Genomic DNA, 19,768 nt, shown 5'->3' on the forward strand with positions numbered 1-19,768 from the left:
ACCGGCAAATAAAGCGCCGGCCATGGTCTTGCGGTAAGCTCCCCCCTCGTCGTGGTCCGATTCGAAAGACTCGCCTTCCTCTCGATTGGCTTCCTCGCCGTATTCGTCCTGTTCTCGCAACCTGCTTTTGCAGGTCCTCTCGACGGAAAATGGCGACAAGGCCCTCTTCGGCAAGACTACACGGTGCAACAGTGGCTCCTACGAGGATGCGGGCCGCCTCCAGTCACCGGCCTCACGGGTGGCGGAGAAACCGTCACGGTCACCGAAGAAGGCGATGAATTGAGCATCGTTGGAAACGGCCGCACGTTCCGTACGAACCAGTGTTACGAGGAAATGCCTACCTTGGTGCGCGACTCCCACTCGCGCGATGGCTCCGGGCGCTCATGGCGCACGCGCTGCTCGACGCCACCCGCCGATCCACGGCGCGCGGTGCTCAACACGCTCGTGACGCTCGTCGGAGACAACCGCATCGAGGTGAGTGAATCGGGCCGCTACGAGATCACCCTCAAGGAAGGGACGTGCATGGCGGACGTGAAACGTTCGCGCACCTTCGAGAAGGTGGTCGCAACGCCCGCGACCTCGGCGCCTCCTGCGGCCCCGAAGACAGCCGAACCCACGCACGCGCCCGAGCCCACGAGCCGCGCCTGCACCAACCCGGGCGAGCCTGCGCGCCTCGAGGTGCGCCCCTCTCGTAAACTTTTGCGCACGGGGGAAAGCTTCCTCTTTCACGCGGTGGTCTCGGACGCCAAAGGATGTGCAACGCCAACGCCGGTGACATGGAACGTCGAAGGCGAAGGATCGCACTTGGTCGTCGATCCCACGGGCAAGGTGACCGTGCCCGAGGACGCACCCGAAGGCATCACGAAGCTCGTGGTGAGCGCCGCCGGCAAGAGCACCACGGTCCTCGTGGAGATCAGCTCGTCGGCGCACTACGAGGCGCTGCTCGCGCAGTCCGGCCTCAACGCATCGGGCGAGAACGAGGAAGCATCGGTGGCCATCATCGCGCAAGGTGCGCTCGGTGGGCACGAAGCCACCGCAGTTGGCAATGCGGTTCGGCGCCGGAACATTTTCATCGCGGTGGTTGGCACCTTGGCCGCGGTGCTGGGCCTCGTGGCCATATTTGGATGGAGGCGCGCACGCCGAGCGAGCAAGCTGCAGCGCGAGGCCGAGGCACGGCACGAGCAGAAGCTGCGCGAGGTCGAAGAGCGGCGCCGCGAGAAGGCCGCGCGCCATGCCGCACAGATGAAGGCGCACGAAGAAAGTGTCGAGCGGGCCAAGGCCGCGGCCGGCGCCCGCGAGCGCTACGAGAAGCGCCTCGTCTGCCCGACGTGCCACCGCGAGTACGGGATCGGCTCCACATTTTGCCCGCAAGACGGCGCCTCATTGGTCGAGCTTGCTGGAGGTGAGGAGATACTTCCCTACGTCGCGGGCGCATCGGCGCGACCGCAAGAGAAGGGGAAGATCTGTCCTACCTGCGGGGATCGATTCGATGGCTCCGCGTCATTTTGCGGCAAGGACGGCACGGCCTTGGTACTGCTTAATTAAGCGCGGGACCTAGCTAAGGCGTCTCCCACCTTTTGTGGCGCGTTGCTTGATCGCCGTTCTGGCGGCCCGCTATACTTTTCAAAGTTGTCTTCATCATCCTGTGAGCGAACGTCCCACGGATTACTGGGCACGCCTCCGTGCGTACTCAGAGGGCGGTGCACTGACCGGATGGTGTTGCACCGAGTATAGGGCCGGAGGCATCCGTGAAGATTTCGTGCCAGTCGTGTCAGGCCAAGTACACCATCGCGGACGAAAAGGTCCTCGGGAAGATCGTCAAGATCCGCTGCAAAAAGTGCGGCGCGACCATCGTCATTAACGGCAACGAGCCGGAGGCCACCGCGTCGAGCGGAGGAGCTGCTTCCGGTGGAACCGTGAGCGATCCAGGGTACTCGGCTGACCAAGATCAGTGGACCGTAAACGTCGCCGACGGCGATCAGCGCACGATGACCGTGCAAGAGATCGTCGATGAGTACAAATCCGGCACGATCCACGACGAGACGTTCTGCTGGAAAGACGGCATGAACGATTGGCTTCCGCTGCGTGAGATCGATTCGCTCTACGCGGCGTGCTCCGTCGGATCGTCGCCCGCAGTGGGCGAGTACTCACCGCTCAGCCTTCGGAACAGCGGCCCCGACGCCGACCCGATCCCCGCGCCTGCTGCGGCCGCACCTGCGGCTGCGTCACCGCTCGGCTTGGGAGGAGGTTTCGGCGGGGGCGATTCGCTCTTCGGCGGCGCCAGCAGCCCCCGGGCGAATGGCAACGGCAGCAGCGGAGGGCTGTTCGATTCGAATCCGCTGGCGGCGGCAAGCAGCACCGCATCCCCGCTTGCAGCCGCAGGCACCAGCGCCGCCGCAAGGCGAACGGGCGGGCGCGGGAATCAGGCGGACCTGTTCGGCGGCGTCTCGCAAGCCGGTGGCGAAGAGGACGTGATGACGAGCGCCGCGCCGGTTTCGAACGACGGCAGCAAGCTCACGGGCCAGCGCAACGAGAACAGCGTGCTCTTTTCCTTGGGCGCGCTCACGCAGACGTCGGGTCCGGCGGACAAGCCCAGGGGGTCGTCCACTTCGTCGCCGTCGTCCTCGTCGTCGTCGGTCTCCGACGGCTCGGGGCTCATCGACATCCGCGCGCTCGCGTCGTCGACCAGCTCCACCGAGAGCGAGGGCGGAGCGAAGGGCGGACGCCACGTCGACGACATCATGAACCTCGGCGGTGGCGGTGCCTTCAGCGCCGCGCTCGCGGCACCCGTGCTTGCACCGCCTCCGCAGGATTTCGGCGATCTGTCGTCGCCGGTCTCCATGGGCGGCGGGCAGAATCGCACGCTGCTCATCGCCATCATCGTGGGCACGTTGCTGGTCTGCACCGCGGTCATCGTCGCGGTCATCGTGACGCGTCCGTCGGTGAAGGAAGAGGCCAAGCCGTCCGAGCCCACCGCCACGGTGAGCGCATCGGCCGTGCCCGCGCCGGCGCCGACGCCCACGGTGGCAGCGGCCGATCCGGCGTCCTCGCCCACCGCCTCGGGCGCGAAAGAGATCACGCCGGGAGCCGGAACGAAGGGCACCGGTGGCGGCTCGCGCGTGAAGGGTTCGGCGGGTGGTGGCGGCGGAAGTACCGCCAGCACGGGCGGTGGCGAAGAGGGTACGGCGGCTCCGGCCCCCGTCGCGAAGAAGGAAGGGCCGGCGGATCTCGCTGGCGCCATGCAGAAGGCCGTCGGCGGTCACGCGGAGGAGTCCGCGCCCTCGCAGGCTGCTGCCAGCACCGCGCCGTTCAACCGCGCAGAGGCCGCCGCTTCGCTCGGCAACGTGAACATCTCGAGCTGCAAGAAGTCCGACGGGCCCACGGGTAGCGGTCACGTCAAGGTGACGTTCCAACCGAGCGGCACCGTGAGTGTCGTCGACGTCGATCAACCGCCCTTCACCGGCACCGCGGTGGGTGGCTGCATCGCCTCGAAGTTCCGCAGCGCCCACGTCCCGCCGTTCGGCGGCGCCCCCGTCACGGTGGGCAAGACGTTCTCGCTGAACTGAGCCCCGCACGACACGACAACGGGACGGGCTAGCGCCTCGGTGCTAGATCCCGTCCCGTGCTCACTGCAGCCCTCTGCACCGTTCTTGGCTTCCTGCTAGGCCTGCGCCTCGGCATCGCCCTAGGCTACCGCGGCGAACGCCGCCGCCGCGCGGCCCTCGACGCCCGGCGGGCCTAGGACCCAAAGAAGAAGGAACCGCCAGGACGCCAGGGTCGCCAGGGGTGGTCGGCTTTTCTTTGTTTTCATCTCGCCCCGCGTGAACCGCGGAAACAAAAATCAAAAGCCAGGGCCGTTTCCGTTGGCGACCCTGGCGACCCTGGCGTCCTGGCGGTTTCCCTCTTCTGAGGGAAGCGTCCTCGCAGACTTACGCGCCCACCGCGATGCGCGTGATGGCGTTGGCGGCGTCGTTCATCTTTCTCACGCGCGAACCTAGCGCGACCAGGTACAGCGACTCGTCGCCGGCTGGGACGGTGCGGAGGAAAAGGTCGCTCGTGGCGGTGACGATGTCGAACTCGACACATTCTTCGCCGCGGGCGACGGGGCCTGCGACACGGGCGATGCCCGCGAGATCGTGCGGTAGCCCGGTTCCGGCGACGATGTTGCCGCGCGTGTCGACCAGGGCCACCGCTTCCACCTCGCTGCGATCGGCGACCGCCTCGAGCAGGTACTGAAAGGCTTCGTTCTTCTGGGTGCTTCGCTTGGAGCGTCGATCGATCATGGGCCGGAGGGTAAAAGCACCTCCGGCCCCAAGCCCAATTCTCGGCAGAGAATCTACTTCTTGATCTTGTTCGGGTCCTCTTCCTCGGTGATCTTGAACTCGACGCGGCGGTTTGCAGCGCGGCCCTTCTCGGTGGCGTTGTCCTCGATGGGGCGCTCCAGACCGTAGCCGTGCGCCTCGAGACGCGGCTGCTCGATGCCGTGCTCGGTCAGCCACTTCATGACCGAATCGGCGCGGCTCTGCGAGAGCTTCTTGTTCAAGTCCGCACCGCCCTTGTTGTCGGTGTGGCCTTCGATCGACATCTTCTTGATGGCCGGGCTCGACTTGAGCAGGTCGGCAATCTCTTGAAGCATCGGGAAGCTGTCCGGCAGGATCTTCGACGAGCCGAACGCGAAGTGCACCTGCTGCAGCACGCGCACCACCGAGCCTTCCTTCTTGATGAACTGCGGGCAGCCGTTCACCTTCGGGTCGGGCGAAGGCTTGCCAGGAACGTCGGGGCAAGCGTCGGTCACGTCGGGCACGCCATCCTTGTCGGCGTCGTCCTCGGGGCAGCCGTCGCCGTCCTCGATGCCGTCCTTGTCCTCCGGCTGATCGGGGCAGCGGTCGTACTGGTCCGGAATGCCGTCGCCGTCGCGATCGGGCGGCAGCGGGCAGCCATCGTTCGGGTCCGCGCCCTGGTGATCTTCGGGCTCGTTCGGGCACGCATCGATGTCGTCCGGAATGCCGTCCTTGTCCGCGTCACCCGCGGCCTCACGGCGCCACTTCTCGTGCAACGCGGCCTTGCGATCCGGCGAATTCGCGTCCGAATCGGAGATGGGCAGGTACGCGCCAATCAACCCCATGACGCGCAAATCCGGCGCGCCGTAGCCGTTGGCGATCAACGTGCCGCCACCCAGGCCGACCCACCAGCGATCCTTGGGGCCGAACTTCATGCGCCCCTCGACGTTCCACTCGATGGGCGTGTTGCGCTTCTTGAAGACGGTATCGCCGATGATGCTCGTGTCGCTGATGCCCGTCTGGCCGAAGACGCTCGCGCCGATCCGGAATTTCCCGCCCTTGATGGGCACGAAGCCGCCGACGGCCCAACGCCACTCGTTGCCGATACCCAACCCCTGGTCGTTCACGGGGTTGTTGATCGAGTTGCGCGGGCGGAAGTGCACGCCGGTGTTCGCGGTCAGCACGAACAAGTTGAAATCGTACTCGGCCTGAATCCCCACCAAGGCCGACGTGCTTCCGTCGCCACCGAAGCGCGAGTTGTTTCCGCTCGGCGCGAACAGGCTAAAGCTCGCTCCGAGAGCGCCCTTCTCATTGCCGGTTCGCAACACCACCGCGCGCAGGTCGATGCGTGTATCGCCCACCGACGGACCGCCGGTGGTGACGTTGGTCGCGCCCGCAGCACTCGAGGAGTACGTCGGATTCTGCCCATCTTGAATGAGCGTGACCGGCAGCGTCGCCGCGATGGTGAATCGATTGAGGAACTGGAAACCCAGCGTCGCGTACGTCGTGAACTGGTTGTCGATGACCGCCGTGGAGGAACGACTCAGTGTGTTGCGGTCGTTCGTCACATTGCTCGTGTGCAACGGTCGGAGCGAGTAACCCAAGGCCAATTGGCCGAAGAAAATCGGCTTTGGCTGGGTGACCGGCCGAAAGAGCACGGCGCCGTCCTCCGGTGCCCCAGGCACCTCCAGACGATCCAGGTGGAAGGTTGCTTGTTGAGCTTCCGCTCGCGTGCTGCTCAGCATCGCAGACGCGAAAAGCGCGGTCGCGCCCAGGGTCACGCCCAGTCGGCGGGCGATGGCGCGGCGGACTGGTCCGACGCCATCGGAGGAAAATTGTTGGGTCATGGTTCCGTCAGCTAGGAGAAGGAGCGGGAGGGAGGACTAACCTGCTGCTCACGGATGCTCACAACGACGCGTGATTTCCGATATGACGGCGTCTCTCGTCAAAGAGCCGCCTCCAGGACGCCCCGATGGTACGGAGAATCAAGCGCCACGTGAAGCGTCAAAAATCGCTGCCGATGTCGGCATGGCGCTTGACCGCTGCACACATGGATGCTTTCTTTCGCGCCCCGTCATGAAACGCACTTACCAGCCGCACAACCTCCGCCGCATTCGGACGCACGGGTTTCGCGCCCGCATGGCTACGCGTGGAGGGCAGCAAGTGCTCGCGAACCGTCGTCGTAAGGGTCGCAAGCGTCTCGCTGTCAGCATCTACAAGAAGTAACAAAAAGTAGTCCTGCCACGAAAGCGTCTTTCTGCTTCCGCCCCGAGCGACGAGTCCGGCGTCATGCCGACTATGTTCGCATTCAATCGGCAACCTCCGGGAGCGAACGCGTCTCCAGCCGGCATTACTATTTTCTCATAGCCCCATCACCCGACGGGCGCGCTTCGTCGCGCCCGCCGAACGATGTTCCCTCGCCCGCGCTTGCGCGTTTGGGCCTCATCGTCACCCGTAAATTGGGCGGCGCCGTGGTCCGTAACCGCATCAAGCGCATCTGTCGAGAGTGCTTCCGGCGTCTTGCCCAGGATGAACGCTGGGTTGCGGCCGGAACGGACGTCGTGGTGATCGCGCGTGCAGGGGCCGAAAAGCTTTCCATGACGGACGCGCTCGCCGAATGGGAGAAATTGCGACCGGTGATCCGCAAGCGCTCGTTACAAGCGCTGGCCAAAGCATCGAACAAGGGTCATCTTTCGCCACCAGGTCAGCGAAGCTAAAAGCGGCCACTACCGAGTGTCATGGTTCTGCACGTCGTCATAGCGCTGATCCGGCTTTACCAGCGCCTCATTTCCCCCCTCCTCGGCAACGTCTGCCGCTTCGAACCGTCGTGTTCGCGTTACGCGGTGGCCTGCCTCGAAGGCCATGGGGTATGGAAAGGCGGCTTGCTTTCGCTAAGGCGGCTGTGTAAGTGCCACCCGTTTCACCCGGGAGGTATCGACCTCCCGCCTCGCTCGGCTAGTTCGGCTGCTCCGCCGATCGAAAACGTCATGAAAACCACGGGGATCGGCTGAAAAGTTCGAAGTAGCGAATGGACAAGAACACGGTTTTGCGCTGGGCGATCATCGCGATCGGGGCCATTTTGATCTGGCAGTGGGGCATACCTGCCCTCACTGGCAAGTCCAACCACGCCCCGCAGCCGGGGCTGGCCGAAAACTACGTCAACGCGCCCGATTTCGTGGGCGACGTGATCGACCCTCCGGCGATGCCGAGCGATCGGGATCCCAATCTACCGCCGGTGCCGAACCAGCCGCCCCCGGGTGACCTTTGCACCATCAAGGGAAACCGGTTCGAGGTCACGCTGTCCTCGCGCGGTGCGGGCGTCACGCACTACCTGCTCACCGATCCGCAGTACGCCGGCAGCGAGGCGCGGGATCTCTCGACGACGCCGGACATCGAGCGATGGCGCTCGCTGCGCACGATGTTTCGTGCCGAGGGCGCGAACGACCAGGTGAAGTACGACCGCTTCAATTGGAAGCTGGAACCGGCCGCCTCGGAGAACAAGGACTGCAAGTTCACCTACGCCGACGAGACGGTGAAGATCGTCAAGACGGTGACCGCGGGCGCGCGGCCGTTCGAGCTGGAGGTGGAGACCACGGTCACCAACCTCGCCGACACGAAGAAATCGCACCGCTTCTCGATTCAGGCCTTTGCCTTCCGCCGCAACAAAGAAGTGAAGGGCAGCCTCGGCCGCGTCTCCCCGTTCATGACGGATCTGGAGTGCGCGAACGGCAACAAGGTCGAGCGCAAGAACCGCGACGACTTCAAACAGGGCCCCTTCCGAGAGCCCGTGGATCGCTACGCCGCGATCTCGAACACGTACTTCGCGCAGGCCCTGGTGCCCGCAGCGCCTGCCACCTGTGAGATCCTCGCCGAAGACTGGTACTCGGTCGGGCAGAATCGCGATGATGACGACGCAGCCGCCGTTTACCACGCGAACCTGAATTACAACGCCAAGGAGCTCGGCCCGGGCGAGAGCACCACCTACCGCGTTACGGCCTTCGGTGGCCCCAAAGAGCGCAACGTGCTCGCCCAGGCCGCGGGCGGCAACAAAGGCCTCGGGGACCTGATCAACCTCGGGTTCTTCTCCATCGTCGCGAAGGTCCTGGTCGACGTTCTGCTCTTCTTCCGCAACAAGATCACCGGGAACTGGGGCCTCGCCATCATCGTGATGACGCTGTGCCTGCGCACCCTGCTCTTCCCGCTCACGTGGAAGTCCATCAAATCGAGCTTGGCCATGCGCCGCTTGAAGCCCGAGGTCGACGCGCTGAACGAGAAGTTCGCCGGCGATCCGCAGGCCAAGAACATGGCCATGATGGAGCTTTGGAAGAAGAACGGCGTGAATCCCTTCGGCGGATGCCTGCCGCAGCTCGTTCAGATGCCCATTTGGTTCGCGATGTACACCACCTTGCAAACCGCGGTGGAGATGTACCACACGCGATTTCTGTGGTTTACGGACCTATCGGCGCCCGATAAATTCTTCGTCCTGCCCATCGTGTTGGGTGCATTCATGATCGTTCAGCAAAAGATCGTGCCCCAGCAAGGGATGGACCCGATGCAGCAGAAGATGATGACTTACCTGCTCCCGGGTGTTTTCACCGTCATGATGTTGTTCTTGCCTGCCGCGCTCGGGGTCTACATGCTGACCAACAGCGTGCTCGGTATCGGCCAGCAGCTGCTCATCGAGCAGATTGCCCCGCGGTCGACGCCCAAGGGAAAGAACGATATCGAGGTTCGAGAAGCTTCCAATGAGGCTGGAAGCAACCTGCGAAAGGGAAAAGCCCGTGTCTGATGTTTCGAACGTGTCGTCCCCTGGTGAAGCCAACGTGAATGGCGTGGAAAACGGCGTGGATGATCCGCAGGCGTCCCGCGCGCTGAACTTCGTGCGCACCTTGATGGAAAAGATGCTCATGAACGCCGAGGTAAACCTTGCACCGGACGACGGCGAGGGCTCGGCAGACGAGATCCGGCTCGAGATCGAAGGCCCCGACGCCGGGCGCGTCATCGGCAAGCGCGGCGCCGTTCTCGAGGCGATTCAATATTTGACGACCCGCGTCGTGCACCGGCCGGGCGAGCCGCGCAAGCATGTCGCGGTCGACGCCGAAGGCTACCGCGCGCGCCACGAGGACCAGCTCGCGCAGATGGCGCGGCGCCTCGGGGAGCGGGTGGCCGCCGAAGGAAAGATCATCACCTTCGACCCGATGAGCGCGCGCGATCGGCGCATCGTGCACATGGCCCTCAAGGACGTGTCCGGCGTTCGCACGGAGAGCAACGGCGAAGGGCCGGACCGTCGGGTGCAGATCATCCCGGCCTCGCTGCCGTCGACGAACATCGCCGCGGCGGTGCCGCGGGCGCGTCCGTCACGTCCGCGCTGAAGGGCGTCGATCCACGGGGCCGTCGAGCGGGGGGCGCTGCATGCGGCCGAGCGCCGAGATGCGCGCGTGCCCTGGCAGTGACGGCACGAGGGCGTGCGCCGGATCGGAGAGGCCGACGGCGACGATGCTGCGCGCAAGCGACGCGAGAACCGTGGGAAGTGCCTCGAGGGGCATGATGTGCAGGTGGCGACCCGGCGGGGGGACGAGCAAGGTATCGGTCACGCCGACGAGATGGGCCTTCCCTTCGTACAAGTCGCCGGCGAAGCGCACGGTGTCCGCATAGCGGCTTGCATCGGCGCATTCCGACGGCGTGAGCTCGCCGCGGCGGATGGTGCTTTCGCGCGCGGTGAGGGCCGCGTGAAGTTTCTCGGCGAACGAGTTGTCGGCGGCGAAGGCGATGCGGGGGCTGAGGCAGCCACGCTGATCGAACGCGATGACGTCGTCCGCGAGCGCGTCAGCGGCTTGCACGAGATCGGCGGATTCGGTGACGATCGCGATGCCCATGCCGGCACCGTGACCGCGGACGAGGGTTCCGCGGGGTGCGGAGGCGCGTACGTTGGCGATGGTTTCGTCGCGGCCGTAGACGTGGATTTCGCCTTCCCCGCCCTTCTCGGCCAAGGTGATCGCTGGGTCGGCGAGCTCGCGAACCAAGGCGGTGGCAAAGGCCGGATCGCGCGACGAGGGGCGCACAGTGACCGTCGGGGCGGCGGCGCGGGCCAACACGATGGCACGCAGCGCGGCGACGAATACGTTGGCCGAAAGGATGACGTGGACGTGGGTCGCTTCGACGGTGCCGCCCAGGACGGTGCGAAGGTCGTCGTCCGTGGCGTCCGTCTCGAGGTGGTGCAAAAGGGCATGCTCGACCCCCTCGGGTGAGAGTCCGGTGCTTTTCACCAGCTCGGGGATGAGCGCACCGCGGTGCTCGACCAACGCGCGCGCGGCATCGAGGATGCGGCGAAGGTCGGCGACGCGGCTCACGAGCCGAGGATCTCTTCGACGGTGAGCGAGCAGCCACGCGGCGGAGCGCCGGGCGTGCGCCCGAGCAGCTCGAAACCGCCCGACACACGGCGCACGCGATCGGCCGCGAGAACGGCGAAGGCGCTGTCGACGTTCATCAGGTCCTCGATGCGGGCGATGCCCTCGGCGCCTTGGGGCACCGGCTCGAGGGTCACCGGATCGACGGGAACGACGCGCGCCCACGGAGGCTCGAGGTAAGGACCGCCACCGCGCTCCTCGTAGAATTGGCTCGACAGCTCGGTCATGCCGTACTCGCCCCGGATGTCGTCCTCGGCGATGTGAAAGACGCGCGCGAGCTCGCGCCGCAAGTCGTGGGGCTCGATCTCGCGGCTTTTTCCCTTGAAGCCGCCGGTCTGCATCACGCGGCTTCCCTTGGGAAGGCGGAAGTCCGCATCGCCAAGCCCGTCCAGCAGGTACGCGCAGGCAAACGCCGTGGCCAGCAAGAGCACCGGCGCGTCGCTGGTGACGAGGATGCGCGCCACCGTTTCGTCCAGCGCTGCGAGATCGAGGATATCGTCACGCAGGAAGAAGACGTCGCCGTCGTGGGGCAAGCCGAAGGCGTGCACGAACGCGTCGTTCATGTGCGACAGCGAGGAATCCGGGAGATCCTTCGCCGAGGGTCCGAGCACGAGAACGTGCACGCGCTCGGGGAAGCCTTGCAAAAGGGTGCGCCGCGCGAAGGCCACTGCGGCACGCTCGTACGTGCCCGCATCGCGAAAGGGATGCGATCCGCGTGCGCCCACGGTGGTTCCACTCGTGCGGAACGTGATGGGCGTGTCCTGCTCTGGAAATGCACTCACGCGCGCCACCTTGAAGGCGTCCGTCGGTACCGCAGGCGCGTCACCTGCCCTGGCAAAACGCGACGCATCGAGCCCTCGGGCCGCGAGCAACTTCGCGTACCCCGGCACGTACCGCGCTTGAAAGCGTGCGAGATCGCTCGCCAGAGCATCGAACGGCTCCGGCATCGGGTTTCCCTCGTCGAACGCCCGCACGAAGGCGCGTGCGCGCTCGTGCAGGGCTTCGCTCTCGTTGCGTCGTGCGTCCATCACGTGGTCCCCTTTCGAAGCACCTCGACGAGCGCGGTGTCGAACGCATCGAGCAGCTCCTGTTCGATGTCGAACGGCGGCGTCAAGGTCAGCGTGTCGCCCGTCACCCCGCCCGTCAAAACGATGTAGCCCCGCGCGAGCAGCGCACGCGACACGGCGAGCGCACGCGCCGCGCCTCCCTCCAGCGCGAGCCCGACCATGAGGCCACGCCCGCGCACGGTCACGCCTGCGATGCGCTCCAACTTGGCGCGCCACGCATCACCGGTGCGTCGCGCTCGTTGGACGATGTCCGTAGTCTGCAAGGTATCGAGCACCGCCAATGCCGCCGCGCACGCGGGGGGCGACCCGAAGTGCGTGCCGGTGTGGATCGTCGTCCCGCCGTGCGCGCCCCAGGCCTGCATCGCCTGCGCGCGCCCGATGAGCGCGGACACGGGAAAGCCCGCGCCAAGTCCCTTGCCGAGGCACACCAGATCGGGAACGACGCCTTCGTCCAGCGAGGCGAGCATGCTCCCCGCGCGCCCCATGCCGGTCCATACCTCGTCGGCAATGAGCAATGCGCCCGCCGCGTCGCACTGCGCACGAAGCTCACGGAGCATGCCCGGCGGTGGCACCACGCACCCTCCCCGCCCGAGCAGCGGCTCCACCACGACGGCGGCCACGTCCTCGGATAGATGCAGATCGCATGCATCGTAGGGCCGGAAGGTCACGAAGTCGCCCACCTGCCCGGCGAACGGCGCGCGAAACGAAGGCGCAAGCCCGCAGGCCGCCAGGGGGCCGTGCGACAGGCCGTGGTAACCACCGACGAAGGCGACCACCTTGGAACGCCCCGTCGCGAGCTGCGCCGTCTTCAACGCGGCGGTCACGGCGTCGGCGCCCGAGAGGCCCAGCATCACGCGTGCCCCCGGCTCGGGGAACAGCGCGGCCAGCCGCTCGCACAGATGCACTTTGGCCTCGGCCGCGTACACGTCGCCCAGAGCCAACGCGAGCTCCGACGTCTGCGCGTTCACGGCGCGCACGATGGCCTCGGGGGCGTGCCCGAAAATGAGGGCGCCGAAGCCGGCCACCAGATCGACGTAGCGATTGCCGTCGACGTCGAACACGTTGGGCCCCTGCCCGCGCGCGTACACGATGGGGGCATGCGAGGCCTCGCTCAACGCGGCGCGAGCCTCGCGGCGGGCGTCGAACGCCGGGCATTCGACGGCGGCAAGGCGCGCGGCCAAGTCACGCGATTTCGGCCCGGGCGGTGGGGTGACAATCTCAGGAAGACGTGCGTTCGTCACGGCGCTGCACGTGTTAGCACCGGCGTTCAGCCCACGACACGATTTCGACCGCCACGCTTGGCCTCGAGCAGGCGTTCGTCGGCGTGCTTGATGAGATCCATGCTCGTGCGATCTTCCTCGCGCAGCTGCGAGACGCCGATGGAGACCGTCACTCGGATGAGTTCGTTCTGGAACACGAACCGCGACTGCTCGATCTTTTCGCGCAGCCCCTCGGCGAGCGAGCGCGCCCCCTCGAGGTTGGTCTCCGGCAGGATGATGGCAAACTCTTCGCCGCCGTAACGCGCGAACACTTCATCGCGGCGAATGCGGCCCTGCACGATGCGCGCGAGCTCCTTCAGCACGAAATCGCCCGCGAGGTGGCCGTGGAAGTCGTTGATCTTTTTGAAGTGGTCGACGTCGAACATCAAGAACGAGAGCTCGCGCGTGTGGCGGCGCGCCCGGATGATCTCCTTCTCGAGGGCCTCGAGCAGGTAGCGCTTCACGTGCGCCTGCGTCAGCCCGTCGATGATGGTCATGCGGTAGATCTCTTCGTGGTACTGCGCCTCGACGTCGGCGCCGGAGAGGTACTTGAAGATAGTCGGCCCGACCTTGATGCGGTCGCCGTTCGCCAACGCGATGTCGCGTGTGATCTGGTCGTCGTTCACGTAGGTGCCGTTCGTCGAGTTGTCGTCGACGGCGTACCAGATCGCGCCACGCTGTTCGAAGTGCACGTGCCTGCGCGACACGGAATCACCTTCGAGCACGATGTGATTCTCGGCGCCCCGTCCAATCTTGAACGGACTGCCCTCAAGGACGAACCGCTTTCCGAGAAGCGTCGGCTCCTTGGTGTAGATCACCACCAAGCAATCGTTGCCGCGTGGACGTGGTTCGTCCCCGAGGGTCTTCTGAACGATCGTGGTGACGCGCGTTTTCTCGTCCGAGTCGCTCACGCGTGCACCGAGAGGAACTCAGCCATGATCGTGGCAAGGCGGTAAAAAAGCCTGGAATTCGTCCTTGGAGACTATGGTGCGCGTCGGGCGCGGTCAAGGCCGCGCTACATTTCCCGCGTCTTTTCAGGCCCGATCGCGTCGCGCAGAACACAGCGAAGGGTGGTATCAAGATGCACGTCATGCTCCATGACGTACAATGGAAGCACTGATGAATTGCGCAAGTGTATCGCACACTTATGCGTCGTGAGCCAGCCTTCGACGCGATGCGTTGCCGCAAGGGACGCCAGGGTGTGAGGGCTGGGCGCACCGTGATCGGAAGCGTGGAGGACTGCGCGAGGAACGATGCCATGAGCCTCCAGTCGCTCACGGATCCGCGCAGGTCGCGCCACGGAAGTCACCAGGCCGAGGTTCATGCGCGCGAGCTCCGCATAAGACAACAAGGCGCCGTCGGGCGCGATGGCACCGCGGCTTCGAACGAGGTCGTCCGATAGGGTCACGACGCGATCGCAGGCGGCGAGCAGAGCGTCTTTGGGCGCGCGCAGGTCACCACAGGGCGGGCATGCGCCGCTGCCCCATGGCGCGCGGGCGTCGCATGCGAGCAGTGACAACGTCGCGTGGCGGGGCGCCATCTGCAGCACACCGTCGAGCACGAGGATGCGTGCACCACGAGCGACCGCGAAATCGAGGGCCTGCTGCCGCGTCGGGGCCACGATGACATCGACGCCGGAGGGTGCCGAGAGTGCCTGGGCGCACATCAAGGCTTCGTCGCCGACGAGGTGCACGTCATCGGTGGGCTGAACGATGCGCGCCGTGCCGGGTGTCGCGCGGTAAGCGTGACCAATGAGGGCGACGCGCTGCGATTCGGCGGCGAAGCGTGCACATGCAAGGGCCAAGGGCGTCTTTCCCGAGCCGCCGAGCGTGGTGCCGCCGATGGCGATGGTGACGATGCCGTCGGGCACCTGGAGCGGCCGTGCCACGCGGCAGGCGGACCACCTGTGCCACACCCGCTCGAAAGCGCGCGCGGGTACGCCCGAGAAGCGCCCGCCCTCGAGCGATCGGGCCAACGCACGGCGAACCATCTCCACGCGCGGTACGTTACCGCCTAACGTGAGCATCGTGCTTTCGAAATGGGCGCTGCGGGTGGCAATCGGGGTGGGGGCACTCGCGTTGGGCGCGGGAGAGGCGCACGCCAATGGGCGCTTTCCCGCGGCGAGCCAGCTCGTCGTTTTCCCGAGGACGCCGGAACGGCTGGTGCTACGCACCACCTTCGGCATCCTCTTTTCACACGACCGCGGCGCGACCTGGGACTGGGTCTGCGAACGCGCCGTGGGCTACGGTGGCCAGTATGATCCCGCGATTGGCATCGTCGGCGACAACGTTCTCGCGGGCACGTTCGAGGGGCTCAGCGTCACGCAAGATCTCGGATGCTCGTGGAACTTCGCCGGCGGCGGTTTGAAGGGCCAAGTGGTCATCGACGTGACGTCGCGGCCGGGCAACCCCGCCGGCGCCCTCGCCTTGACGTCGACGTACAGGCTCGACGACGCCGGCGCGGGCTACACGAGCGATATCTACGAAACGACGGACGAAGGCTCCTCGTGGAGCCGCCTTGGTATCGGGCTGCCCACCTACGCCATCGCGGAGACGGTGGACACGGCACCGAGCGACGGCGCGCGCATCTACGCCTCCGCGTTTCGGCGCAAGGGAGAGTCCATCGAAGGGCTCTTCTACGCATCGAAGGACAACGGGCATACCTTTTCCGAGACGCTCATCGAGCTGACGCTCAACGAGGGTGCGCCCTTCATCGCCGCCGTCGATCCCCTGAATGCCGATCGCGTGTACGTGCGGACCACGGCGGGCAGCGCGAGCCGCCTTCTCGTGACGGACGATGGCGGGAAGACGTTTCGCACGGCGCGCACCGGGCCTGCGATCCTCGGGTTTGCGCTTTCGGGCGATGGCTCGAAGGTGTGGGTCGGCGGCACCGATGGCCTCTACGAGGCGTCACGCGATGACTTCGCCCTCACGAAGAAGTCGGCCGCGCAGATTCAATGTCTGACATGGTTCCAGGGAACGCTGTACGCGTGCTCGACCGAATCGAGCGGATTCATTCTCGGTGCATCGACGGACGACGGTGTGACCTTCGCGCCGCTGCTGCACCTCGCCACGGTGCGCGGTCCGCTGGCATGCGCCAGCGCAACACCAACGGCAAATTGCATCATCGAGTGGCCGGCCATCCGCGATCAACTCGGCATCGTCGACGACGCGGGCCCGGGTAGGCCCGACGCAGGGGCGCAAGGCGCCACATCCTCCGACGACGGCGGATGCTCCGTGCCGAGTGGAAAAAGTGGTCCCGTGGCCTTCTTTTCGATGTGCGCCGCGGCGATTGCTGCCATCCTCGCACGCACCGTGATCGTTCGGCGTCGGAGGCCTCGGTGACCCCTTGGTGGATCCGCGCGACGGGCTTCGTCGTCGCGTTGATCGCGTTTCGTTCGTTCGCCACGTGGTGGTGCGGGCGCGGCGCGGAAGCCTGGTTCCGCGGAGACGCCGAACCTCAAACCCAGCTCGCCGCAGATGTCGCGGCCTTCGAGCAGGAAGACGATCCGCGGCAGTTCAATGGCAAGATGGCGCTCTGGACGCACCAGATGGCCGCGCTCGGCCTGGCGCAGGTGGTCTTCGAGCACCCCGAGCGAAAAGCCGAATACGTGCCGATCATCACGCGCGCGGCGAGCAAGTGCTTTCTGCCGGAGATGCGCGGCTTCGGCACGGAAGCGTGGAGCGGCGAGGACGCCTTCAAGTCGCTCGAGGGCTCGCACGCCCATGGCTACCTCGGGGGTGCGGCGCTCGCGATTTCCGTAGCCCGTGCGCTCGACCCGGCCTTTCCGGCCGATGTCGCCAAGCAGCACGATGCACTGATCGCGGCCTTCGAACGACGTCTGCTCGCATCGCCCTCGGGCCTGGTGGAAACGTTTCCGCACGCCGCGCACCCGCATGATACGGCGGCCATCGCCGGCGCCCTCGCCTGGCACACGCGCGCCACGGGACGCGTGCACACGCAGGCGCTGTCCTACTGGACCGACAAGGTTCGGACGAAGCAGATCGATCCCGCCAGCGGACTTCTCGTCCAGCGCATGGAGCATCGCAATGGGCGGGGGACGGATTTCCCCCGCGCCTCGGGAACCGCGCTCGCCGCCTATTATGCGAGCTATGCCGATCGCGGCATCGCAGCGCTTCTCAGGGAGGCGGTGCTTCGGCATGCGTCGGATCTCTGGGGCTTCGGCGGCGTTCGTGAATACGAAGATGGCCACAGCGGTTTCGGCGAGGACGATGACGTTCCCGTACTGCTGGGCATCTCACCCACGGCCACCGTGTTCGCGCTGGCGCCGGCGCGGGTGTCGGAAAATGCGGCCGAGTTCACACGATTGTACCGAACCACCACGCTCGCGGGCGTTCCGTATACATCGGGCGGCCGCACGCGATTTCTGGCCCTCGGCCCCATTGGCAACGCGGTCCTTCTCGCGCTGCTCACCGCGCGGACTGCAGACGGCGTCGCACCATGAAGCGCACAGTGGACGTGTTGTGGCGTTTTCGTTTCAGCATTTTTCTGTCGCTCCTGTATTTCGTTTTCCAGTGGGGATTTGCGCACACGAGTTTCACCAAGGGATTTTTCGACGGTGACATGCCGAACCTTGGCGTCTTCGGACTCGGCGCCGTCGTGTTCTTGCTGCGATTCGGCATGCTTTTCATCGTTCCGGCGCACGTGACGTACCGCACGGTGGAGTTGCTGCTCACGTTCGCGCAGCGGCGCAAAACGCGCTAAGACTGCGGACCTTATGTCCAAGAATCGCACTGCGCTCGAAAAGGCACTTGGCGCGCCGTTGGCCGCCCTCTTCGGACTGACGCTGGCCTACGGGTTTTCAGCTTGCTCGGGCGAAGGAATCACCCTCCCGCCCGACGTGAAGGATTCTTCCGTAGACACTGGACAGATTCCGACGGACAGCGGCGGGAAAAACGATGCCGCGGGCGATGCCAACGTCCCTCCGAATGACGCGGGCGCGGACGCACGCGATACGGGAACGGACGCAAGCCCCGGCGGTGGCAACGTCGTTCGCATCGCGGCCGCCAATCTGACGAGCGGAAATGGGCAATCGTATTTGGAGCCGGGTATCCGCATCCTCAAAGGATTGAAGCCGGATATCGTGACCATTCAAGAATTCAATGTTGGCGCGAATAGCGAAAAGGAGATTCGCGCGTTCGTCGACACCGCATTTGGGACCAATTTCTCCTACTTCCGGGAAACCGGTCTGGGGATCCCCAATGGCGTCATCAGCCGATATCCGATTCTCGCGAAAGGCGAGTGGGACGACGCGGAGCTCGCCGACCGCGACTTCGCATGGGCGAAGCTGGATATTCCCGGTGACAAAGATCTGTGGGTCATCAGCGTTCACCTCAAAGCGGGATCGGGCACCAGCGACGAGGGAAAGCGGGCCGACGAGGCCAAGGCGCTGGACGGCTTGATTGGCGAAAACATCCCCTCGAGCGACTACGTCCTCATGGGCGGTGACTTCAACACGGGCTCGCGCGAGGAGAGCTGGCTCGCCACGCTCGGCTCGAGGTTCGTCATCACGGGGCCCTATCCGGTCGACGGCGCCGGCAACGATAAAACGAATGCGCCGCGCAGCAAGCCCTACGACTGGGTGCTCGCCGATCCGAAGATGAACGCACTGGCCACGGAGGTCCACGTGGGCGCGCAGGTCTTCCCGAACGGCCTCGTCTTCGATTCGCGCGTCTACACGCCCCTCACCGACGTGGCCCCGGCCCAATCCGACGACAGCGCAGCCACCGGTATGCAACACATGGCGGTCGTGCGCGATTTTCGCATTCCGTAGGGAGCGGGCGCGTACACTGGTGGCCGATGGGACAGAATCAGCTCCTCGTCAGCCTCGGCCACCTGATGATTTCGGGCCTGAGCGTCTTCATCGTCGCGCAGATCATGCCGGGCATGCGCGCCCGCGGATTCGGCTCCGCGATCATCTTCGCCCTGGTCGTTGCGCTCCTCAATGCCGTGGCTTGGCACTTTCTGCGCCCCGTCACCATCACCCTGAGTGTCCTCACCCTGGGCCTCGGCGGCGTCATTCTCAATGGCATCCTCTTCTTGATCGCGGGCAGCCTCTCCGGCGTGAAGTTCGCCGGCTGCATCACCGCATCCATCGCGTCACTGTTCGTCACGGTGGTGAACTGGGGCCTCGAGTACATCCTTGCGGCATGGCTACGAAAATAGAGAGGCGCGCTGCTTCTCTTCGTTGATGAGCCGCATCTCGAGCTCTTTGCACGCGGCCGGGCTTTCGTGGCTCCGTCCAATGCGCACCATATCGATCAGCGCGAGGTACTCGTGAAACTCGGGATCGTGCTCCGCGGCCCGCGGCACCGTCTTGTAGAGCGGCTCGATGGCGCGCCCAAAAGCGGCGCCGATCTCGCCGTCCGCCAATGGCCATACGACGCGGTCTTCGTCATCGGCCACCATGACGCCAGCAGCGTCAGCGAGGTCCCTCAGGGCGAATCCAGTGGGCACGCCTGATCGATAATCTCCCAGCCGTGCAGGAAACACGTACCGCAATCCGTGCACGAGAAACTCGAGAAGGTTGGCTCGGATGATGCGATTTTCGCCGCGGTCGAAGAGATGGCACGCCGCGAGACGCTTCAGGCCCTCGTTGCACTCGGAAGGGCTGACGAAAACCGCCTGAGCGAGTTCCGTTTGCGTCCAGTTGCGCCGTCCCGTGGCGACGGCCTTGAGCGCAAGTACGACATCTTGCGGCTTGAGATGTAGCCCCATGGCTCAGGTACCTCCCC

At 65.6% G+C, this 19,768-nt stretch carries 20 protein-coding genes; 12 read left to right on the forward strand and 8 right to left on the reverse strand.

Annotated elements, in window-relative coordinates:
* Positions 1-51: 51 nt before the first annotated feature.
* Positions 52-1,545 carry a hypothetical protein gene (locus tag LZC95_40795; protein ID WXA92774.1) on the forward strand — a complete coding sequence of 498 codons (1,494 nt, stop codon included), beginning with the start codon at positions 52-54 and terminating at the stop codon, positions 1,543-1,545.
* Positions 1,546-1,748: 203 nt separating this feature from the next.
* A complete protein-coding gene (locus LZC95_40800; protein WXA92775.1) occupies positions 1,749-3,566 on the forward strand; it encodes a zinc-ribbon domain-containing protein in 1,818 nt (605 codons plus the stop codon).
* Positions 3,567-3,929: 363 nt separating this feature from the next.
* Here the strand turns inward: LZC95_40800 and LZC95_40805 are convergent, their stop codons facing one another.
* Both LZC95_40805 and LZC95_40810 read right to left on the reverse strand, forming a co-directional pair.
* Positions 3,930-4,283, reverse strand: a complete 354-nt coding sequence (locus tag LZC95_40805; GenBank protein ID WXA92776.1) for a hypothetical protein — start codon at positions 4,281-4,283, stop codon at positions 3,930-3,932.
* Positions 4,284-4,336: 53 nt separating this feature from the next.
* On the reverse strand, positions 4,337-6,127 hold the full coding sequence (locus LZC95_40810; GenBank protein ID WXA92777.1) for an OmpA family protein: 1,791 nt from the start codon (positions 6,125-6,127) through the stop codon (positions 4,337-4,339).
* 229 nt (positions 6,128-6,356) lie between these two features.
* Between LZC95_40810 and rpmH the strand changes: the two genes are divergently transcribed.
* From rpmH to LZC95_40835, 5 genes are all read left to right on the forward strand, one after another.
* Positions 6,357-6,506, forward strand: a complete 150-nt coding sequence (rpmH, locus tag LZC95_40815) for a 50S ribosomal protein L34 (GenBank protein WXA92778.1) — start codon at positions 6,357-6,359, stop codon at positions 6,504-6,506.
* 80 nt (positions 6,507-6,586) lie between these two features.
* On the forward strand, positions 6,587-6,997 hold the full coding sequence (gene rnpA, locus LZC95_40820; protein ID WXB00264.1) for a ribonuclease P protein component: 411 nt from the start codon (positions 6,587-6,589) through the stop codon (positions 6,995-6,997).
* 21 nt (positions 6,998-7,018) lie between these two features.
* Positions 7,019-7,291 (forward strand): membrane protein insertion efficiency factor YidD, encoded by a 273-nt coding sequence (gene yidD, locus LZC95_40825; GenBank protein ID WXA92779.1) that lies wholly within the window; start codon positions 7,019-7,021, stop codon positions 7,289-7,291.
* Positions 7,292-7,308: 17 nt separating this feature from the next.
* The gene (gene yidC, locus LZC95_40830) at positions 7,309-9,069 is read left to right on the forward strand and encodes a membrane protein insertase YidC (protein ID WXA92780.1); all 1,761 of its coding nucleotides are present in this window, start codon (positions 7,309-7,311) and stop codon (positions 9,067-9,069) included.
* The gene (locus LZC95_40835) at positions 9,062-9,652 is read left to right on the forward strand and encodes a KH domain-containing protein (protein WXA92781.1); all 591 of its coding nucleotides are present in this window, start codon (positions 9,062-9,064) and stop codon (positions 9,650-9,652) included. Before yidC ends, LZC95_40835 begins: the two co-directional genes overlap by 8 nt.
* Here LZC95_40835 and LZC95_40840 read toward each other — a convergent pair.
* The 5 genes from LZC95_40840 to LZC95_40860 form a co-directional block, all read right to left on the reverse strand.
* Positions 9,638-10,630, reverse strand: a complete 993-nt coding sequence (locus LZC95_40840; protein WXA92782.1) for a proline dehydrogenase — start codon at positions 10,628-10,630, stop codon at positions 9,638-9,640. The two genes, LZC95_40835 and LZC95_40840, sit on opposite strands and share 15 nt — an antisense overlap.
* The gene (locus LZC95_40845; GenBank protein WXA92783.1) at positions 10,627-11,715 is read right to left on the reverse strand and encodes an acyl-protein synthetase; all 1,089 of its coding nucleotides are present in this window, start codon (positions 11,713-11,715) and stop codon (positions 10,627-10,629) included. Before LZC95_40845 ends, LZC95_40840 begins: the two co-directional genes overlap by 4 nt.
* Positions 11,715-12,995, reverse strand: coding sequence for an aspartate aminotransferase family protein (locus tag LZC95_40850; protein WXA92784.1), 1,281 nt, complete (start codon positions 12,993-12,995; stop codon positions 11,715-11,717). Before LZC95_40850 ends, LZC95_40845 begins: the two co-directional genes overlap by 1 nt.
* A 26-nt stretch (positions 12,996-13,021) precedes the next feature.
* Positions 13,022-13,924 carry a GGDEF domain-containing protein gene (locus LZC95_40855; GenBank protein WXA92785.1) on the reverse strand — a complete coding sequence of 301 codons (903 nt, stop codon included), beginning with the start codon at positions 13,922-13,924 and terminating at the stop codon, positions 13,022-13,024.
* Between the two features lie 104 nt (positions 13,925-14,028).
* Positions 14,029-15,039 (reverse strand): tetraacyldisaccharide 4'-kinase, encoded by a 1,011-nt coding sequence (locus LZC95_40860; GenBank protein WXA92786.1) that lies wholly within the window; start codon positions 15,037-15,039, stop codon positions 14,029-14,031.
* On the opposite strand from LZC95_40860, the gene LZC95_40865 reads away from it, so the two are divergent.
* From LZC95_40865 to LZC95_40885, 5 genes are read left to right on the forward strand one after another with little or no spacing between them, the layout of a single operon-like run.
* Complete coding sequence (locus LZC95_40865) at positions 15,032-16,357, forward strand: hypothetical protein (GenBank protein WXA92787.1); 1,326 nt, start codon at positions 15,032-15,034, stop codon at positions 16,355-16,357. The two genes, LZC95_40860 and LZC95_40865, sit on opposite strands and share 8 nt — an antisense overlap.
* A complete protein-coding gene (locus tag LZC95_40870) occupies positions 16,354-17,478 on the forward strand; it encodes a hypothetical protein (GenBank protein ID WXA92788.1) in 1,125 nt (374 codons plus the stop codon). The genes LZC95_40865 and LZC95_40870 overlap by 4 nt, the downstream gene beginning before the upstream one ends.
* A complete protein-coding gene (locus LZC95_40875; protein WXA92789.1) occupies positions 17,475-17,738 on the forward strand; it encodes a hypothetical protein in 264 nt (87 codons plus the stop codon). The genes LZC95_40870 and LZC95_40875 overlap by 4 nt, the downstream gene beginning before the upstream one ends.
* Before the next feature lie 13 nt (positions 17,739-17,751).
* Entirely contained in the window at positions 17,752-18,807 is a 1,056-nt protein-coding gene (locus tag LZC95_40880) for an endonuclease/exonuclease/phosphatase family protein (GenBank protein WXA92790.1), read from the forward strand.
* A gap of 26 nt (positions 18,808-18,833) precedes the next feature.
* A complete protein-coding gene (locus LZC95_40885; GenBank protein WXA92791.1) occupies positions 18,834-19,199 on the forward strand; it encodes a phage holin family protein in 366 nt (121 codons plus the stop codon).
* Here LZC95_40885 and LZC95_40890 read toward each other — a convergent pair.
* Positions 19,188-19,751 carry a hypothetical protein gene (locus tag LZC95_40890; GenBank protein ID WXA92792.1) on the reverse strand — a complete coding sequence of 188 codons (564 nt, stop codon included), beginning with the start codon at positions 19,749-19,751 and terminating at the stop codon, positions 19,188-19,190. The genes LZC95_40885 and LZC95_40890 overlap by 12 nt on opposite strands.
* Between the last annotated feature and the right edge of the window lie 17 nt (positions 19,752-19,768).

Source organism: Sorangiineae bacterium MSr12523 (assembly GCA_037157775.1).
GTDB lineage: Bacteria > Myxococcota_A > Polyangia > Polyangiales > Polyangiaceae > Pendulispora > Pendulispora brunnea.